Consider the following 17,642-nt stretch of genomic DNA (forward strand, 5'->3'; position numbering starts at 1 on the left):
TGTAAGATTGCTTCGTCGGCTGAAAAAGCCTTCTCGCAATGACGATTCCTCGCCGGAACATAGCAATAGAACCCTCTGTCAATCATATTGATTTTAAACAATTAATTAACCGTACCATTGATGTTAATTTATAAATTATTATTAATCAGTATTTTAACTACTTTAGTATTTCCGCCCAGCTAGGCCATAGCAATATATCCCCGTTCTGCTTAAATCCGGCCTAATAAATTTTTCGGGTTGCACTGCCTAAGCCAACTTACTAGCTTTAAAAGAAAAATTTTCAGCCGGCATTTTTTGTTTCTTTTTGATGCCAAAAAGAAAGAGCCCTTCGGCGGCGGCGAGCCGAGGCAAGACCGCGCCTTAGGATAAGAGAAGGCAATTGTAAGTCACTCATATTGATTTAAACAATTAATTAACCCTTAAGATGACATTTTTACATGATGAGACAGCCTCTTTTTTAGCGGTTTTGCTGTACAGTCAAACAAGTAACCCATAAACTGATGGAGTGACAAAAATATGGGTAACATTCTTATTAATTTTACCCATATCTTGGATGCTCCACTAATTATTTTGTAATTTACCTTAAGTATTAACCATAGACCAAATTAAATGTTAAACCGTAGAAATTTCCTCAGCTACGCTGCAACCGCAGTAGGAACCACTGCCCTGCTTTCTGCATTAGATAATCCTGCCTATGCCCTTTTCAGTAAGACGATTGGCGCAAACGACCAAATCAATATTGGTGTAATCGGAATCAAAGGCATGGGATGGTCCGACCTCAAAGCGGCCCTCAAAGTACCGGGCGTAAACCTCATCGCCCTTTGTGATAGTGATGCCAATGTGCTTGATGAAAGAATGGCCGAATTAAAGTCGATGAATGTTGACGCCGCAAAAGTAACAAGATATAAAGATTATCGTGCACTGCTTGATAATAAAGATGTCGACGCCGTAATTATCGGAACACCTGATCACTGGCATGCCCTGATGATGATCCATGCTGTACAGGCAGGTAAAGATGTATATGTTGAAAAACCGGTCGGCAACTCTATTGTCGAATGCAGTACCATGGTTAAAGCGCAGGAAAAATACAATAAAGTTGTGCAGGCAGGTCAATGGCAGCGCAGTCAGCAACATTTTAAAGATGCTGTTGATTTTGTAAAGAGCGGCCAGTTAGGAAACATCAGAACGGTAAAAGTATGGTGTTACCAGGGCTGGATGAAACCTGCTCCCGTAGTGCCTGATACCTTACCTCCTGCAGGCGTTGATTACGCCATGTGGCTTGGGCCGGCGAATAAAAGAGCATTCAATGCCAGCAGATATCACTTCAATTTCCGCTGGTTCTGGGATTATGCCGGTGGCTTAATGACCGACTGGGGTGTGCATTTACTGGATTATGGCTTGCTGGGTATGAATTCACCAGTACCAAAAACCATATCTGCATTAGGTGGCCGCTTCGCCTATCCCGATCTGTACGAAGAAACGCCTGATACGCTCACTACCTTATATGAGTTTGACAAGTTTAACATGGTTTGGGATTCTGCCATGGGCATCGATAATGGCTCTTATAACCGCAACCATGGCATTGCCTATATCGGTAACAACGGCACGCTGATCCTCAACAGGGAAGGCTGGGAAGTGATTGAAGAAAAGGTAAGCGGCAATAAAGTGAGCAAGCCCTTTGTTAAATCCTCAGATAATGGACTAAACAATCATATGGTCAATTTCTTTAGTGTGGTCAGATCCAGAAAAAAAGAAGAACTGAATTGTTCTATACAGGATGCCGCGCATGTAGCTACCGTTGCCCAAATGGGAAATCTTGCCTTCAGAAGCGGACAAAAACTATCATGGAACCATGCCAAACATCAGTTTACAGACCAGAAGATCAACGATAAATACCTGTTGGCACCGTATCACAACGGTTACAGCTTACCCAAAGTTTAACCCTATAGTTTAAACAGATCAGGAGGTATACATGTTTCTCCGGGGATCACACCAAAGACTATCAAAATATATAAAACCCTGCAAATCGCAACGATTAGCAGGGTTTTTAATTTTAGGGAATTGCCAAAAATCGCATGAATTCTCAAAAATTGGTGAGTGATTCGGTGTTAAGGCAAAATGGCATCAATATGTATTACTGCTAAAAGAAATGCTTTTGAATGAAGTTACTACTGCCGGAAATACCCAAATATCGATCCTAACACCGCTAAATCGTCCCTAATGCAGCATAATGATATCGACTTTAATATTCCCATAAAACTAATGGGCACAAAGCTAAAATGGCAAGATGTGCAGAAAAGCATTTTAAGGCAGTACGTGAATGGGGCCTGCAACATAAAGCAAAAATCAGAGCAGAACGTTCCACTAAAGGGTCTTAGCAATTATTAATTCTCTTTAGGCTGTCTAAATCCAGCACCGGGGATACACCTTAGTGCAGCCCCGGTTTGATAAAGTTATCACTACAATCTTATTTCTAAGATCTACTGTTATTGGCTAAAGTTACCGCGCAAAACATTTACTTTTTGATTGAGCCAATTATTAACTACCATTTTTTCATTATTCTGCCGCTCTGGCAGATGGTTTTTCAGATTTATTAATAATTTTTCTTCCCCATGTGATAGTTGAAAATATCCCGTCACGATATACCCAGGCATGTAATAGTGCTGCCGAAAGGTGCCCCACTACCATAAAGAAAAGTACCCAGGCCATCACACGATGAGCATCATGCAACAATGCATATAAAAATGGGCTCTGCGGAAGGATTGGAGGAAGATTTATACCCGGAAACAGTTTTACCGGAAAACCTCCGGCAGACAATTGTGCCCAGCCTGTAAGTGGCAAAGCCAGCATCATACCGTACAGTAGCCAATGCAAGGTTCCTGCTGCTTTTGATTGAAATTTGGACATGCTGGCAGGCATTTTTGGCGTGGAAAAACTTAACCTGTTTACAAAACGGATAATGACCAACAGCAGTATAGCTACACCTAAAGGTACATGGAGGTCGAGCAACCATGGCCTCCAGGTTAGGGATGTCACCATACCTAAGCCGACAAATATCATGACCAGGATCATTGCTGCCATCAACCAGTGCAATACTCGCGCGGTAATATTGAAGTGCGTTGGAGGAATCGAAGGTGTATTTTTCTTTCTAGCCATGGTTACTTGTTTTTAGGATTATCATGTTGAGGTTTGCCTACTGCATCGGTAGCCTTACCATAGCCGATTTCCCGTACACGATCGCTGTGCGAATGAGAATAAATGCCGGCACGGGCTGCCAGAACCGGATCATCCGAAAGAGTAATTCCCTTTGGCACACGGGTTGGATCGAAGTTAACATCTCTGCAACCACCATCTGCCTGGTCAAAAACATGGGATACTTCCAATGTGCCTGCCACTATCTGTCTGCGCCTTTCCGGCCAAACCTGTGAAGGATCATTTACCGGATCGCCTGGTTCGGCCAAAGTCAGCACAAGATCCCAGTATAGCGGCCCCTTTTTAATACGCTTTTTCAAATCTTCAAACAGGAAGTCGTGGCTGGCCTGTTTACGTTGGCTTACGCTCCACGATGTGAATGGTGCGTGTGGCCGCATAGACCAGCGTATTGCCTGCTTTTTGCCATGTTCATCAATTAAAATGAACGAATTAATAACGTTGTACTGTGCTCCGGCAAAACTGCGGGTCCAGGGTGCGGTAGCATCCCATTTTACGTATTTCTTTGCTTCCGGATATTCTTTCAAAAAAGCGGCCACCCGTACCGGATCTGGAGCGCCCGTAGCCGGGTTGGGCTTATAGGCCTCCATTTGTTTCAGAAAACCTTCTGCATCACGGGTGGCAAAGAAAGGCTCATTATTCAGTTTCATCCGCCATTGTTCTCCGTCATCAGCAGTAAGCATCAAGGCCATACTGGCCGTTCTGGTGGAATTATCAGGGGCATAGGGATCGGGACTACCCAATGAGAAACGGCCTATAACCGGAACTTTATGCTGGGCAAATACCCTCGCAATAGAAAATGGTACGGCTTTACCGGAGGCATAGAAAGTGCCCTCGAAACAAATACCCTTACCATGTGCACGACGGTAGCCTGCCGGGAATGTACTGGGCGTATCCTTTAGGAATGTTCGGGTAGTAATACGTCCGCCAATCAGGCCTGCCGACCAGGCAAACGTCAAAACTAATGTGCCTGCAATCAGCAGAATACCAACTAATATAAACAGAATGCGCTTTTTTCTGAGATAGGTAACTAAAGTATCTTTTTTCATAATAGTCCAATATTATTAGGTGCCGGTGTGCAAACTATAATAGTTTGTCTTGAAGTGTATTTTTCCATTTCTATTTAATTACGGCACAAATGTAGCGTAACAGATAAGGGAAAAAATTACACTTTCCAGCTAAAAAGAAGGACTTTATTGCTTTATAAATTCTTTAGGGGTTTGGCCTGTATGTTTTTTTGTAAAACGTGTAAGGTAAGCAGGTTCCGTAAATCCCAGATCATATGCTATTTCCTTCACGGTCTTTTTACCGAGATGCAATTCCTTCCGGATCTCCATAACAACGCGATCCTGAATTAGATACTTTAGATTTTTATTGGTGATACTATCGCAGATCTGATTAAGCTTTTTTGCTGAAATATTTAACTGTTTGATATAAAAGGCAGCTCCTTTTTCTTTAATAAAATGCGTTTCTATCAAACTCATCAGTTTTCCAAAAACAGGATAGTCTACATAATCTCTGGGCCCCGGGCTTCCTTCAAAAATAGACGACACTTGAAATAAAAGCGAAAACACATAACTTTCCATCATTAAAGCCCTATTATCGGCACCGTACTCCGCCAAAAGTAAATCAACGATTTTTCTCATTGTGCTGGCACTTTTACTGTCAAAGGATACCAGCTGGTTTATAAAATACCCATTGAGATAATCGGAACCGATTTTCTGATTGATCCAAAAGAATACATCATTATGAATTAAAAATAAAAATCCTTTTTTATCAGTCAGGTCGATTTTAATATTCTGGTATGGGTAAATGACAACGGCTTGATGGCCATGCATTTCAAAATCAGTAAAGTCAATACTAAAAGTGATCGTTCCGTTAATATCCGTACTCCATAACACTTGATGGAAATTAAACCGCTGATAATGATCGAAAGTACCCGCAGGTAATTCTTCCAACCTAAACACCTCTATAAATGGGGATTGTGTTATAGGCTTATTTAAATTGTAATTGCTCAAAAACGCGATAGATTAATTGAGATAAATATAGGTTAAAATCTTATTTTCATATTAAAAGTAAAATTTTAAAAATGGAAAAGCCCCGTCAAAAAAAGAATGCACTGATTTTTTTTTAGAATCAAAGGTTAGAAAAGACCAGAGACTTTTGGGAAGTTTAATTGTAAAATCGACTTAGAAAGGTCTGAAATTCCATTTTTCGGATTGCTGCATCCGAGACATGTTACTTTCAATCCAAAGCGTTGTTCTGTTAAATTGATGCCAACATTCCGCGGATTGGCGAAGGTGGTAATTAAGCTAAAATTACTAAAAGATTGGAAAGGTTGAAGAAGAATTTTCCGTCACTTTTGCCAAGACGCGTTTAGGCACAGTATTTTTAATCATTAATTTTCTTTTGCAATTTAACCGGTTGCATTCCTACCTTTGTCTGTCCATAGAGTTCCGCAGGGCTCTACAGATTAGTAAATAGAAAAGAGTCTGTGACTCACTTTTATTTGAGTTTATAAGTCCAATTTTATTCTAATATCCATAGAGACGCTATGCTTAACTCTACGGACAGAGGTGGGATTTAAAATTACAATTTAGTAATAGTCGCCAGATTAGATCGGTGCCTGCAAAAAAATATGGGCATATCTCTATGCCCATATTTAAAATGACAAAATTACGGAAGAATAGAATCAAAAATGTGTTTACTTTAAACAGCTATTCTTTTTCCCTCCTGAAAATCATTTTTGCTGGAAATGTTCTTCCGTCTTTTCGTTTTGTTCCAATTTTTAATGCATTGTCACGACCTAGGACAAGTTCAATAGTTTTACTGTCTTTCTTAATAATTTTAAGGTCATAAAATTTACTTTTTGGTTCATCAACCAAATTACCACTTATAGTATCACTTTTTTGGTCTAAGCCTGCCAGTATTGAATGCTTATTATCTTTATAACCGGATGTAGAGTTTTTAAGGTTGTCTAAGATGAGCTGGTTACCATGTTTATATGTAATGTAACCCAGAAGAGCATCGGCATGTATATCAAGCCCATATTGAATCGAAATATTTTCAATTTTCAGTTTCATTCTAATAGTATCTATACCATTGACAGAAATCCAGTTACCTCTAAATTTACTTAAGCTTGGATTAGTTAAGTTAGAACCTTTCTTCGGCAAAACCTGTCCGAATGTAACGGGTACATAAAATACGACCAATGCAACAAATATTATTTTCTTCATTAACCTATTTATTGATTTGTTTTACCTAGTCTGCTTAGCTCTATTTACGCTGATCTTACTTATAATCTTCTTCTCTGTTTCTGCCTGTATCACATTGATGATCAGATTTGGGTCAATATTTAGTATGTATGCTAAACGTAGTATTTCAGAAACGGTGAACTTCTCTGGATCGGCCAACTTCACAGAATACCGTTCTGAATTGATACCTAAAAGTTTGATGATCTTAGTTGGGTATAATTCCGAAATATCATACATCTTTTTAATCTTGTTGGTTTCAAACATTGCGCCTATTGACGAAAGGTCTTTTTCGGGAATATTATTGTTGTTCTTCCAATTAGCCATATTAATGCGTTTATAACTAAAGTCGTCAATAGATTACTATTCATTTATAAAAAAGAACTATTAGTAATTTTAAAAATACTAATAGTTTGTTTTTATGTGGACTTTTCACTATGTTTGGGTATGAAAGAATAAAGAATTATTTTTAGCGATTACTTCACAAAATATTGAAGCATTCGCACTTCGAGTCTCGTCTTAGAAACCTGAGAAATTTCAAACGGATACGAGAGGTAAGTGTAGTGCTCACGTCATAGGCGTGGGCCTTCTTTTCCGTATCCAAGGCTTCTCAGGGCCACTAAGACGGGAAGTGGGTTCCACGCCTTATTTTATGCCACCCACTTCCAAGACTCATTTGAAAGAAATTTAAATGAGATCAATATGGAACCAAAATTATCACCAGAAGCCGAACACGCTGTCCATTTCAGGGCGTTTATCCATCGGCTCGCCCAGAAGTTCGAACCACTCCAGGTCTTCAGCTTTTCGCAGAACAGTTACACGCAGCAGTCTCAGGGCTGCTTCAAAGACAATCAAGATTTTTTTAAATGCGACTATTGCCTATTGGCAATTACCGAAACGGCAACCCGAATAGATTATGAAATGCAGGATTTTGCCAATGCCGATTATCAGCATGGAACGATTACGGTGATCTCCCATGGCAGGCAATCCGTTACCGACTCAGTACAGCAAAACAGCCGCTTTTTTATCAGCGTGCTTACCTATGGGAAACTACTCTATAGTAAGGATGGACTGTTAGATAATGATCCAATACCTGCGTTTATCCCCTCAAAGGGCGCAATCAAGGCACTCAAACATTATGAACACCGTATACCGCTGGCCGACGGATTTTTGATGTGCGCATCCGAATGTCTGGAAAAGGAGCAGTTCGGGATTTGTGCCTTTATGCTCCATCAGGCCGTAGAACAGACTTGTATCTGCCTGGTGAGGGTTCATATCGCCTACCGTTCGGAGTTCCATAACCTTTACCGTCTGCTCCGTTTATGCACTTGCTTTTCTGAAAAGCCTTTTCAACTTTTCCTGTACACTCCCGAAGATGAGCGGTTATTTGATGTAATGGCAAAAAGTTATTCTGGTTCGCGTTATAAAGATGATTTTATGGTTTCCCGGCAGGATGCGGAGCGCCTTTACCAACGGGTCGCCTCTTTTCTTTTGCTGGCAAAGCAGATGTGCCACGAAAAAATAGAACTGCTGGCCAAATCGGCATCAGATTATGCAGCCTTAAAAAACGCTGATCATGTACAGATTGAAGGAATTTTACAGACTAATATGTAAGGCTATGAAACCATCATGAGCAAACGCTCGCAAACAGAAATGATTATTGCTCATGATAGCTCATTACCGATAAAAACAAATTGTATACCAATGAAAAAGGAAACAAAAAAATCATCAGATAACAGGATCGTTTATCTAAACAATGATGAAATCACAGATCCAATAAAAGTGGTACGCGATTTTTTCAGTCACTCCTGGTTGCCCAATCATTTGAAGATGCTGAAACGCTGGCGAAACGATGCAGCGCTTGAATCCGAAGAATCAAAAAAATGTAGCCCAGACTACCTTGTCTATCATTACGAACTGACCATAAAGCTGATAGAGGCCGCCTGGATCTTAAAGCGCCACAAGCTTGGCAGACTTGACCTCGATGACAAACAGGAAAGTGATATCGCAAAATGGTACATCAAAACGGAGAGGAAGAAGCTACGGAACTATCCTGAAAATCTGAGCATCCGGGAGATCGTAAAACCTTCATCGGTACTAAAGAAAATGTTCAGGATCTATAAACTAAACGGGTACAAAAAAATCCTGCACACATGGCTTCACAATGCGCTGAGCAGCTCCTTCATAGAAGAAAGCCTGTCCAAATCTGAAGTAATCACAGTTTACGAACAATTGGTGAAACTGTTTGAGGCTACATGGCTGATTAGTGAGCGTTTAAAAGCTGGCAATTAAAACGTTATTTCCGTCCCGAATGAACGAAGGGCCTAACGGAAAAATCATTCATGACCGAAAATCTTTTGCCAAAAGCTTCGGTCGCTTTTTCTTGGCAAAACGGGAATATGAACAGCTCTTTTTAGTGTCCATTCAGAAAATACCTGCAAGTTTTGCACTAAGTTTTTCGATTTCTGGCTTTGAATGAACTCGTCTTTTTCAGCGATAACGATATGTGATAGCCTTGCATTCCATTGGTCTATGCTCGTCAGATATTTTTGGATATGTTGGAACTTTGCAAGGTTCTGCCTGTGCATGGCGTTGTTACTTGAAAAAGGTTCTCGCGTTTCGAAATGTTTAATCCTTGATTGAAAGATCTGCTAGACATGACGAAATCCTCTTCACTTTCCAAGTTATTTTCTAGGGCATAATTCAGGTGATAATTAATAATAATCTGAATATTCTTTTTCGTCCATTCTGTAAATCTTCAACAGGAAGTGATTGTTATCATGGCTATACCATAAGCCCATGAAAGTACCCAGATCATATGGATGTAGTGAAAATGAAAAAGGTTTGCGAGGTTTGAAGAAGCTTTTCATGTTAGATTGTATTTCATATTCAAGGACTTTTAGAGACCTACAAAGAACTGGCAAATCTAAGCAATCGCGTGACACTTATTTCACAGTCAAATCGTGCAAAATACAGCCTTGCTGTGTAGTGAATTGACCGAGAGATTTTAGAAAATGCTAGATTACAACTTACGCAGCTTGACCATTTTCTACCTGCTGGTAGACTTCTAAAAAAAGGTTACGATAATATTCATCTAAATCAGCTAAAAAAATCGGTAAGTTGGCATTGATGTATCTTCCCCATAAAGTATATTCTTCAACAGGAAGTTTTCTTTTGAGTATTTTGGACACAGTCACACCAAACCTATATTTCAAGCCATCCTCAGTAAAATAATTAGTTTGGTGACCGAGAATATCCTCGTTAATATCATTCTTTAAATCATTCCAAACCTTTTGACGGTTAATTAAGAGTTCGTCACGATTGAGCCTAAATATATTCTTGCTAATTTCCCCTCGCTCGGCATCGTTACCATGGCCACTTATGTTGCCCAAAACGTCAAAGGTTAAAAAGTTTTCTGGATGATCTATTTCAGGATTTAGCAATAACGGAAGCTCTAACAGGAGTGGATTGGCATTCGCATCACAATTCCTTCGGTCTAGGGTGAGTACATTATTAATTAATTGTACTGTTTGGTGAACTGTAGCCCTTACACCTCTAATCGGAAATTTGTTTCCTTTGGCATCTTTTCCATTACATTTGGGGCAGGCTAACAAGAGATTTGTCCATTCCAGTCCTAGCCAGTAATAGCCAGGTAATTCTACATGGTCATTCTCTCCAGAATCCACCTTTGCTTTTGGTCGATAATGTTCTACCTGTAATGTCGCGGCATGCTCTATCTTAGACTCGCAGTAATTGCACTTGGCTTGATCACCTGGTTGGAGCTGTGCCTTATGGATGGAGAAAGCTTTTAATAAAGTGGTCACATCCTGATGAGGATAATAGCTAGCATTATATTCTTCACCGTCCAAATTTGCAATCGCTCTATCAATCTGTCTCAACGCACCTGAGACTGAGAGTCTAAAAGGAGCAACGTTATTTTGCTTGTGAGGTAAATGGATCATGATGCAGGATTGATGTTACGTTCTCTTAATTTTTTCTCAAGAATCTTGTAAAACAGGGCATCAGTAAAGTCGTCTTCAGTAATTATCCGCTCTTGGTGATCATGATGCTCATTGATCAGCTCACTAAAATTAAATATTGGTGAAGTCAATATGGTATTGGGTAATAAATTAGTCACGTCGATATCTAATTTCGTTGCACATATTTTATGATTTTCATCCTTATGTACATTGATGAAAATGGAATTTGATGGAGCACCCAACATTGGTATAGGACTATGTGTAGTCACCACAAATTGTATATTAGGAAATGTTTCCGATAACTGGACGATAATTTCCTTCTGCATTTTTGGATGCAAATGAAGATCAATTTCATCAATTAAGACGACCCCCACATAATTGGAGATATCGGCAATTCCTTCCTGTTGTTCGGCGAAACGAAGCAACAAATCCAAAATTAAACCTGCGAAATTTCTCGTACCTGATGGCAGTTGGTCAAAGACTACACCCTCGCTCATGGCTTCAGAATTACCAATTGTTTGGTGGTAGATGATTTGTCTCCCTACCTCACTTCTTACTACATTTACCTTTTGAATATTGGGTAAAATAACTTCAAGGTTTTGCTCGATATTTTCCAGAAAGTCGTCGAGCGTCATATCGTAGTACTTTGGCTTTACGGACAAAACATAACTACCGCTAATATCCCTTAGAATACCAATAGGATTAAAAAGACCGAAGGTTGTCAACCTGCTAATATTGTTCTTATCCAAATCTAAAAAATCGTCCTTAAGGCTACCTTGGCTCAATAATCTTACAGGACCATAAGCCGCAAAGCCCTTTACTAATTTAGCTTTTTCGCGAAAGTCATCACTCCCTTTTACGGTTGTACGCTTTACTCCTGAGATTGTTTCCAAGCCAATTTGCACATTGAAATCTTTGTAGTTCCCTGCTACCTCAACACCATGATCATTGTTATTAGAAATAGCTGCTGCTAGCGCTCGCAAAAGAGAAGTCTTGCCTGCACCATTTTCCCCGGTAAGAAAGATCCATCGACAGCCTTCTGGAATGTCTTTGACCTCCAAATTCTTTATCCTTCCGAAATTCCTGACCTTAAAACTCCTTAAATAGCTCGTTTTTCTTTCTTTTTCGGCAAGTATTTTCTGATAACCGTGAACAATTCTTAATTGCTTTTCAAATGTTCCAGGCCAAATGAAGTCAATGCCACCTTGACCTAGTAAGTCTTCCTCATTTAAGCGACGACGTCCAACAAAATCATCTATCAGCGGTTTATCTTTTTCGAGAAACGATCCCAATGAGCTTAGATAGTCATTCCCAAATGCAGTATAATATTTTCGATGTATTAGATTGAAATCCAAGGTCGTAAATCCTAGCTCTTTAAAAAAATCCAGCGTAAAAAAAGGCTTAGAATTCGATCTGCTATTAATTTCCAGGTAAGTCGTACCGTCTAGGCTTATGATAAACGATAACCTTGGTGACTTAGTTTTATCATCTTTACCCATCCAAAATGAGACAGCAACATAGTCATCGTTACCTAAGAACCAGTAACCCTTTTCAAGTCTAGCATTACGGTTAAGTTGCCGTAATACAAAGAGAAATCCTTTATCCGCTTTGTGATACTCCATCAAAAAATCAAATACTTTTTGGTGTATCTCCGAAATTAATATCATTTGAATAATGTTTTATCGTAACTACTATAGGTCCTTAATTTGTTGCTTTAAGGTTTTGTAATCAGCAATATGCTGTGCCAACAATTCCGGTGTGGCTACCACCGCAAATTCATCGGAAGGCAGATGTCCCTCGATTAGATCAGAAATCTCTCCATGCTTTTCTACGATTTGTTCTACCAAAAGCTTGTCATATTTGATATCTTTCAACCTGCCCATTCGGATTTGGGGATCAAAGCGCTGTACCGTTCCTCCCAATACGATAAAGATCGATAAAGCTTCGTAACTCGAACGCAAAGCCGAACAACCAAATTTAGCATAATCGGTTCGTTCCGTGCCACTCGACGTTTTGCTCTTGGCCAACCATTGTTCAGCCTTTGATGCATCTTTATACTGGCCTTCGCTGGCTGGACTAGAATTGGCCACCACCTTTCCACAAAACAGCTGATCTCTTTCAATCGAATGATGTATAAAACTATCTTTAATAGTCGCAAGATGCTTCTTGCTAAAGTTCTTCACATGGTAAAAGAATACAATATCATGGGTAAATATGATTACCTGCTTTTCGAAGGCATACTCGGCAAGCCTTTCGGCAATCTGCTTCTTTCGATCATTGTCTAAAGAAGTTACCGGATCGTCGAAGACAATCCCCCTATTGATTTCCGAAAGCTTCATTTCTGATAGAAAATCAGCAATCGCAATGACCTTCTGCTCCCCTTCACTTAAAATTGCATTGGGACTTTTGCCTTTTAACCTTAACTGTCGATAAGATTTGCCTGCGCTTCCCGTGTGACTCACTTCAATACCAAACTTTCCATTCAACTTCTCGCATTCTTCGTTGAAAGTGTCAACATACTTCTGGTTAAAGTATTTAGCAGAGAGGTTCTTTTCCGTATCCGTAACCTGCCGTTTGGCAAAATTCGCTTTTTGTGCTTTTCTTACCCAAACCAGATCGTCCACAAATCCTTTGATCTTATCGAAATGCAGGTTATACTTTTCCTTATGTTCTAAAAAGGTTTTCTCTTTTTTAAGCTCTTCCAGTTTCTTCCCCTGTTCTTCATCAGCCAAAGACTTGATTACCTCATCTAGTGTTGAATCAATAGTCAAATGAAATGTCGCATCAGTTGCTAATTCCTTTCGCTCAGTAGCGGTCTTTGCAGCTATATCTTTTACAATCTCCAAAGCCAACTTGCTTTGAGCAGCTAATTGTTCCTTCCATGAGGTTAAGTTCTCGGCATATTTCTCTGACAGGTAATTTGTCAAAGTATTCTCTGTTGGGAAGAGTTCAACATCGAGTTGCTCATAAAAACCTTTGGCAGCATTTAAACTCTCCAAAGCTTTATTGGCATTTTCTTCTGCCACGCTCTTGATAAAACCCCAATATCTAGTAATCAGCGTTGCTGCCTCCTGCGTTAACGGTTGATGGCATAATAAGCAATGATCGCTCCCGTTAGGATAAATATGTTCATGAGTTCCCTGCTGTTTCAAAGCAAAATCATTTGCCGCCAAAATAAATCTCTTCCATTCTTCCGAGCCAATCTGTTCCAATTTATCTGTTTTGAAGTTTTCAATCCCTTCGGCTTTGGCAAAGGCTGCCTTGGTATTGTAATCGGTGATCAGCTCGCTAATTCGTTGTAATGCAGCCATAGAGAACAATTTATTGATCTTTTCTATTGCCAGTTTATTCTCGACCAACTGCTTTTTAAGGTTTTCTAAATTCTTGATTTCCTTATCCTTGTTTTGGCTAGCTAGCAATAGCTCATCATATTCTTTTTGCAATCTTTGTCTTTCGGCCAAATCCGCGGCAACATAAGGGACATAGTTATCTAGCTGTTCCGCTTTTGTTGCATAAGAAAGATTCTCTACAAAAGTTTTGATCTCAGACGGCTCGTCAAACCATAGCCCAAACTGATTTTCCGTCTTTTTTTTCCGAATGGCTTCATTCAGCTGTTCCTCCACCTTTGACAAGATTGACGTATACTCTCCAAAAAAACTAAGACCTCCTGGCCTAAACTCGAACTCATTTCTATTCTCCAATTGTCCAACCACACTCTTCCCATCAAATACTGAAAATTGTTTGAACTCAGGTTGGTCCTTATGTTGATATTGCCAAGACTTTAGTGTAGCTCCGACCAAAAAACCAAACTTCGCATCGATTGGTTTATGACCACTTTCCAAATGCACATTTGGCAAGATAGCTTCTTTTGCCTTGGAGTAAAAAACATCTTTTAACAGTCTAGTATAGCCAGATTTTCCCGTACCATTGGCACCATAGATTACCGTCAAATGTTTACTAAAATTGATACTCTGATTTTCTAGTAAAGCATTTACTCCTGAGATGTTTTCTAATGTATAGAATACCAAATCACTTGCATAGGCTGTCGCTGAAGCTCCAGCTCCAGCAATGAAAATTTCGGGTTTATCTATTTCATCGGTCAACTTCAGTTCATCCAATAAGAAATTGTAGGCTGTTTCTATGTCCGCGTCGTTAACGACGTTACTCGCCAACAATTTCTCGGCAAGGTACTTTGCCCAATAAGGAAGGTTGTCAGCAAATTTCTTTACGTCAGATTCAAGCGTTTCCACTACTGCGATTGCAGCAGAAGGAATTTGTTCAGTATTCATTTGGTTAGCGTTAAGTCAATTAGATTAACAAATATATTAAAGTTCAAGATCATAAGTGATTTCTTCAAGAATAAATTAATATGGAAGTGAAAGATAAGTATGGATTAACTTTTGTAAAATGCTATGATGGGACTTCAAACACTTATTTAAGCTACATAGTAAATTATCTCTCTGGATATAGCGATCTAAAGATTATAATGGAATACATTCGTGATAGTGAATTGTCGTTGGCGGATGACTACGACTTGATTGAGGACACCACGAAAGGTACCGACTTCATTTGTACCAAACTGTATCCAGATGGTTTATACTTTGATGAAACCAAAGTATAAACCATTTTAGACTTCAAGGAGTTATTGTTCTTTTGAAAAGAATTTCTAGAAAATCTTAAATTGATAATTTGAATTTATTTCATAGCAATTGCAAAAAAAATACTGACAAAAAGGTCAGTGATTCGATGAGTCGTTTTTCAAAAACCTTCCAAATAGTCTTTAAACACTAAAAACTGAACTAAGTTCACATCCCAGCGGAATCACAAAAAATCCTCCAACTTTCATCCGAGGATTTTCCTTTAAAAGGATTTTACTGTGCTAAAATCCCCGAACAGCCGTTTATTACGCTCATTACCCGGCCTTCTCCGACATTACGCACTGAGGGTATTAGTGGAAAACTAACTACCCCAATTTTTTTTGCAATCCTTTATTTCATTTATGCCCTAACGACAGACCATAGTTCTCATATTCCCCTAACTTTGTTGGGCAGAAGCGATTCAATTCGGGTATAGCGATTCGAGGGTGTATTAGAACCTGCTGATGGAGGCCGAATGATTTTTTTCTAAATAACTAATTTGGAATGCACCCCTTACTGTTTGTGCCTGGCCTGGTTACGCCTGTATTTTATGGATAAAAAGCATTTTTTCTCTTCTTTAATTATGAAAATAATTGTATTATGAACGGTTTTAAAATAAGAGCCTGATCACCAGAATATGAAGCCCGTTTTATCTTTGATTGCTATTCTTTTTCTTTCCGGCGTTTCCTTTGCCCAGTCTGCCGCAAATAACCTGCAGCATGATGTTGAAAGATGTAATGACGCTTTTGAAAGTGGAAGCATGGAAGATATTAAACTTAATTTCCCTTTAGTTGAACAGCAGCGAATCATCTTAGCGATGCAGAAAGGCAAGTATCAAAGAAAAAAAGGGCAAAGCGAGATTATAAAGGTTTACAGCGATAGTGCACTCGTATTATTAACCGGCACCTTTATTATTGGCAATTCTGGTGAAGAAACCGATTATTCTAATATTTATTCCGGTATATACGTATTCAAGCCTGTTAAAGGTGCCTGGATAATGACATCGAAACTTCCGATCGACAGATTAAACCAATTGAAAGCCCATCGGATGGACCTGAAGATAGCGCCTGTTGATGGAACAATAGCTGTTAGGGATACCATGCAAATCCTGACCAGGGAAAAACATGGTTTTTTATTGGCGCTTAACCACAGGGCGAAGATAGAAAATGTACAACTTAACCGAAAACCGGCTCATTTTGTTTTTGATGGAGGCGTGCTCTGGGTAAAGTCCTCAGCAGGTGTAAAAGAACAACTGATATTAGCCTATACATTAAAAGTTGACCATGACCGGAAGAATGAGAATTCCGGATATTTTGATTCGAACTTCGGACATGTACGGGATCAGTTCTACTGGCATCCGTTCTTTAATTTTTCAAGTAGCAATGACCTGGCAGATTTCCAGCTACGAGCATCAATTCCAGCTGCATATCATGTCACCACCGGTATCAGGCAGACTGATCATGTTATTGGTGATCAAAGAATTATAACGGCTAAATCACCTTATGCTACTTTTGCGCTATCGATGTACTATGATAAAGAATGGGAGGTAAAGACATTAGACAAAGGAAACTATAAGTTTCAAATCTTTGGAAATAAGGATTTTAAACCAGCACCTGATACGCTTTATCAGAGCTTTTCAAAGACAAATGATTGGCTTACCGAAAAATTCGGAAAACCACAAGGCAACTATCTTTGCATTGTACAGAACCGTTCCAAAGATTTCCCCATCTGGTTAAACCGAAGTAATGATATGATTGTTGCCGGCAACCATGGTGGCTTCATTATAACAAACAGGGCAACGTCTCCCCTGGCACCCTTTGGGCATGAGGTGGCACACGCCTGGACCCGGCCTGTAGGACCAGCTACAAACTTTTTGAGGGAAGGCTGGGCTTCGTTTGCCGAAGCATATTTATTGGAGAAAAGTTTCGGAGATACTACAGTAAGCCACTTTATGGCCAGTTACAAATCGCTCTACTTCAAAGGAGGCTTTGATGGTAAATCTTCTTTATGGGACGATGCAGCTAACAATGGTATATCTTATTATAAAGGCGTTTGGGTTTTTTATATGCTTAGAAATCAGCTGGGCAAGGCTGTTTTCGATAAAGGTTTAAAAGCTTTCCTTCAGTCGAAAAAACAAATGGACATCAATCTCTTTATAAGAAGTCTTTCAGAGGCCGCTGGTACCGATGTGAAGCATATCATTGAGCCCTGGATAAAAAGTAAACAGGTGCCGCATGTTAGCACTATTATAAAGGAAAAGAAATTGTCGATTGCCCAGGAAGGTGACGTTTTCCTTTTCCCTATTGATATTGCTTTTGTTTTACAGGATAACCGGATAGTGAGAAAAACGTTTAATATCAGTAAAAACCTTCAAAGTTTTCAGTTGGAGGGCTTCTCAAAGGATGATATTAAGTCAGTTAAAATAGATCCCGACAACAAACTTTTAATAAAAATCATGAGCGAGAATTCGCTGTAATTAAAAGGTTTTTTGTTTTGCAATCAATACGATTAGTTCGTTTTTGCGAAGCGATTTCGATAAATCACCTGTCTATAAAAAGACTGCT

Annotated in this window: 13 protein-coding genes; 5 read left to right on the forward strand and 8 right to left on the reverse strand. The window is 39.4% G+C overall.

The window, feature by feature from the left end:
* Positions 1-609: 609 nt before the first annotated feature.
* Positions 610-1,941, forward strand: a complete 1,332-nt coding sequence (locus KYH19_RS11205; RefSeq protein ID WP_219078760.1) for a Gfo/Idh/MocA family protein — start codon at positions 610-612, stop codon at positions 1,939-1,941.
* 615 nt (positions 1,942-2,556) lie between these two features.
* On the opposite strand, the gene KYH19_RS11210 is transcribed toward KYH19_RS11205, so the two are convergent.
* The 5 genes from KYH19_RS11210 to KYH19_RS11230 form a co-directional block, all read right to left on the reverse strand.
* Complete coding sequence (locus tag KYH19_RS11210) at positions 2,557-3,156, reverse strand: cytochrome b (protein WP_219078761.1); 600 nt, start codon at positions 3,154-3,156, stop codon at positions 2,557-2,559.
* Positions 3,157-3,158: 2 nt separating this feature from the next.
* The gene (locus KYH19_RS11215; protein WP_132396749.1) at positions 3,159-4,259 is read right to left on the reverse strand and encodes a catalase family peroxidase; all 1,101 of its coding nucleotides are present in this window, start codon (positions 4,257-4,259) and stop codon (positions 3,159-3,161) included.
* Positions 4,260-4,403: 144 nt separating this feature from the next.
* A complete protein-coding gene (locus KYH19_RS11220; RefSeq protein ID WP_219078762.1) occupies positions 4,404-5,228 on the reverse strand; it encodes an AraC family transcriptional regulator in 825 nt (274 codons plus the stop codon).
* A gap of 699 nt (positions 5,229-5,927) precedes the next feature.
* Positions 5,928-6,446 carry a DUF6705 family protein gene (locus KYH19_RS11225; protein ID WP_219078763.1) on the reverse strand — a complete coding sequence of 173 codons (519 nt, stop codon included), beginning with the start codon at positions 6,444-6,446 and terminating at the stop codon, positions 5,928-5,930.
* Positions 6,447-6,467: 21 nt separating this feature from the next.
* The gene (locus KYH19_RS11230; RefSeq protein WP_219078764.1) at positions 6,468-6,788 is read right to left on the reverse strand and encodes a hypothetical protein; all 321 of its coding nucleotides are present in this window, start codon (positions 6,786-6,788) and stop codon (positions 6,468-6,470) included.
* Positions 6,789-7,163: 375 nt separating this feature from the next.
* Between KYH19_RS11230 and KYH19_RS11235 the strand changes: the two genes are divergently transcribed.
* Positions 7,164-8,075 carry a HEPN domain-containing protein gene (locus tag KYH19_RS11235; protein ID WP_219078765.1) on the forward strand — a complete coding sequence of 304 codons (912 nt, stop codon included), beginning with the start codon at positions 7,164-7,166 and terminating at the stop codon, positions 8,073-8,075.
* 90 nt (positions 8,076-8,165) lie between these two features.
* A complete protein-coding gene (locus KYH19_RS11240) occupies positions 8,166-8,753 on the forward strand; it encodes a hypothetical protein (protein ID WP_219078766.1) in 588 nt (195 codons plus the stop codon).
* A 737-nt stretch (positions 8,754-9,490) separates the two neighbouring features.
* On the opposite strand, the gene KYH19_RS11245 is transcribed toward KYH19_RS11240, so the two are convergent.
* Genes KYH19_RS11245 through KYH19_RS11255 form a run of 3 tightly spaced genes read right to left on the reverse strand, consistent with a single transcriptional unit; the run spans position 9,491 to position 14,730 of the window.
* On the reverse strand, positions 9,491-10,423 hold the full coding sequence (locus tag KYH19_RS11245; RefSeq protein WP_219078767.1) for an HNH endonuclease: 933 nt from the start codon (positions 10,421-10,423) through the stop codon (positions 9,491-9,493).
* A complete protein-coding gene (locus tag KYH19_RS11250) occupies positions 10,420-12,108 on the reverse strand; it encodes an AAA family ATPase (protein WP_219078768.1) in 1,689 nt (562 codons plus the stop codon). The genes KYH19_RS11245 and KYH19_RS11250 overlap by 4 nt, the downstream gene beginning before the upstream one ends.
* A 24-nt stretch (positions 12,109-12,132) precedes the next feature.
* Positions 12,133-14,730: an AAA family ATPase gene (locus tag KYH19_RS11255; RefSeq protein WP_219078769.1), complete on the reverse strand. Its 2,598-nt coding sequence runs from the start codon at positions 14,728-14,730 to the stop codon at positions 12,133-12,135.
* An 80-nt stretch (positions 14,731-14,810) separates the two neighbouring features.
* Between KYH19_RS11255 and KYH19_RS11260 the strand changes: the two genes are divergently transcribed.
* Both KYH19_RS11260 and KYH19_RS11265 read left to right on the forward strand, forming a co-directional pair.
* Positions 14,811-15,062: a hypothetical protein gene (locus KYH19_RS11260; RefSeq protein ID WP_219078770.1), complete on the forward strand. Its 252-nt coding sequence runs from the start codon at positions 14,811-14,813 to the stop codon at positions 15,060-15,062.
* A gap of 653 nt (positions 15,063-15,715) precedes the next feature.
* Positions 15,716-17,554: a M1 family aminopeptidase gene (locus KYH19_RS11265; protein WP_219078771.1), complete on the forward strand. Its 1,839-nt coding sequence runs from the start codon at positions 15,716-15,718 to the stop codon at positions 17,552-17,554.
* Positions 17,555-17,642 lie beyond the last annotated feature (88 nt).

Source organism: Pedobacter sp. D749 (assembly GCF_019317285.1).
In the GTDB taxonomy this organism is placed as follows: Bacteria; Bacteroidota; Bacteroidia; order Sphingobacteriales; family Sphingobacteriaceae; genus Pedobacter.

Coding starts and splice junctions, on each gene's coding strand:
- KYH19_RS11260 (WP_219078770.1), top strand. CDS start 14,811: ATGGAAGTGAAAGATAAGTATGGATTAACTTTTGTAAAATGCTATGAT.
- KYH19_RS11205 (WP_219078760.1), top strand. CDS start 610: ATGTTAAACCGTAGAAATTTCCTCAGCTACGCTGCAACCGCAGTAGGA.
- KYH19_RS11225 (WP_219078763.1), bottom strand. CDS start 6,446: ATGAAGAAAATAATATTTGTTGCATTGGTCGTATTTTATGTACCCGTT.
- KYH19_RS11250 (WP_219078768.1), bottom strand. CDS start 12,108: ATGATATTAATTTCGGAGATACACCAAAAAGTATTTGATTTTTTGATG.
- KYH19_RS11230 (WP_219078764.1), bottom strand. CDS start 6,788: ATGGCTAATTGGAAGAACAACAATAATATTCCCGAAAAAGACCTTTCG.
- KYH19_RS11210 (WP_219078761.1), bottom strand. CDS start 3,156: ATGGCTAGAAAGAAAAATACACCTTCGATTCCTCCAACGCACTTCAAT.
- KYH19_RS11245 (WP_219078767.1), bottom strand. CDS start 10,423: ATGATCCATTTACCTCACAAGCAAAATAACGTTGCTCCTTTTAGACTC.
- KYH19_RS11215 (WP_132396749.1), bottom strand. CDS start 4,259: ATGAAAAAAGATACTTTAGTTACCTATCTCAGAAAAAAGCGCATTCTG.
- KYH19_RS11255 (WP_219078769.1), bottom strand. CDS start 14,730: ATGAATACTGAACAAATTCCTTCTGCTGCAATCGCAGTAGTGGAAACG.
- KYH19_RS11265 (WP_219078771.1), top strand. CDS start 15,716: ATGAAGCCCGTTTTATCTTTGATTGCTATTCTTTTTCTTTCCGGCGTT.
- KYH19_RS11235 (WP_219078765.1), top strand. CDS start 7,164: ATGGAACCAAAATTATCACCAGAAGCCGAACACGCTGTCCATTTCAGG.
- KYH19_RS11240 (WP_219078766.1), top strand. CDS start 8,166: ATGAAAAAGGAAACAAAAAAATCATCAGATAACAGGATCGTTTATCTA.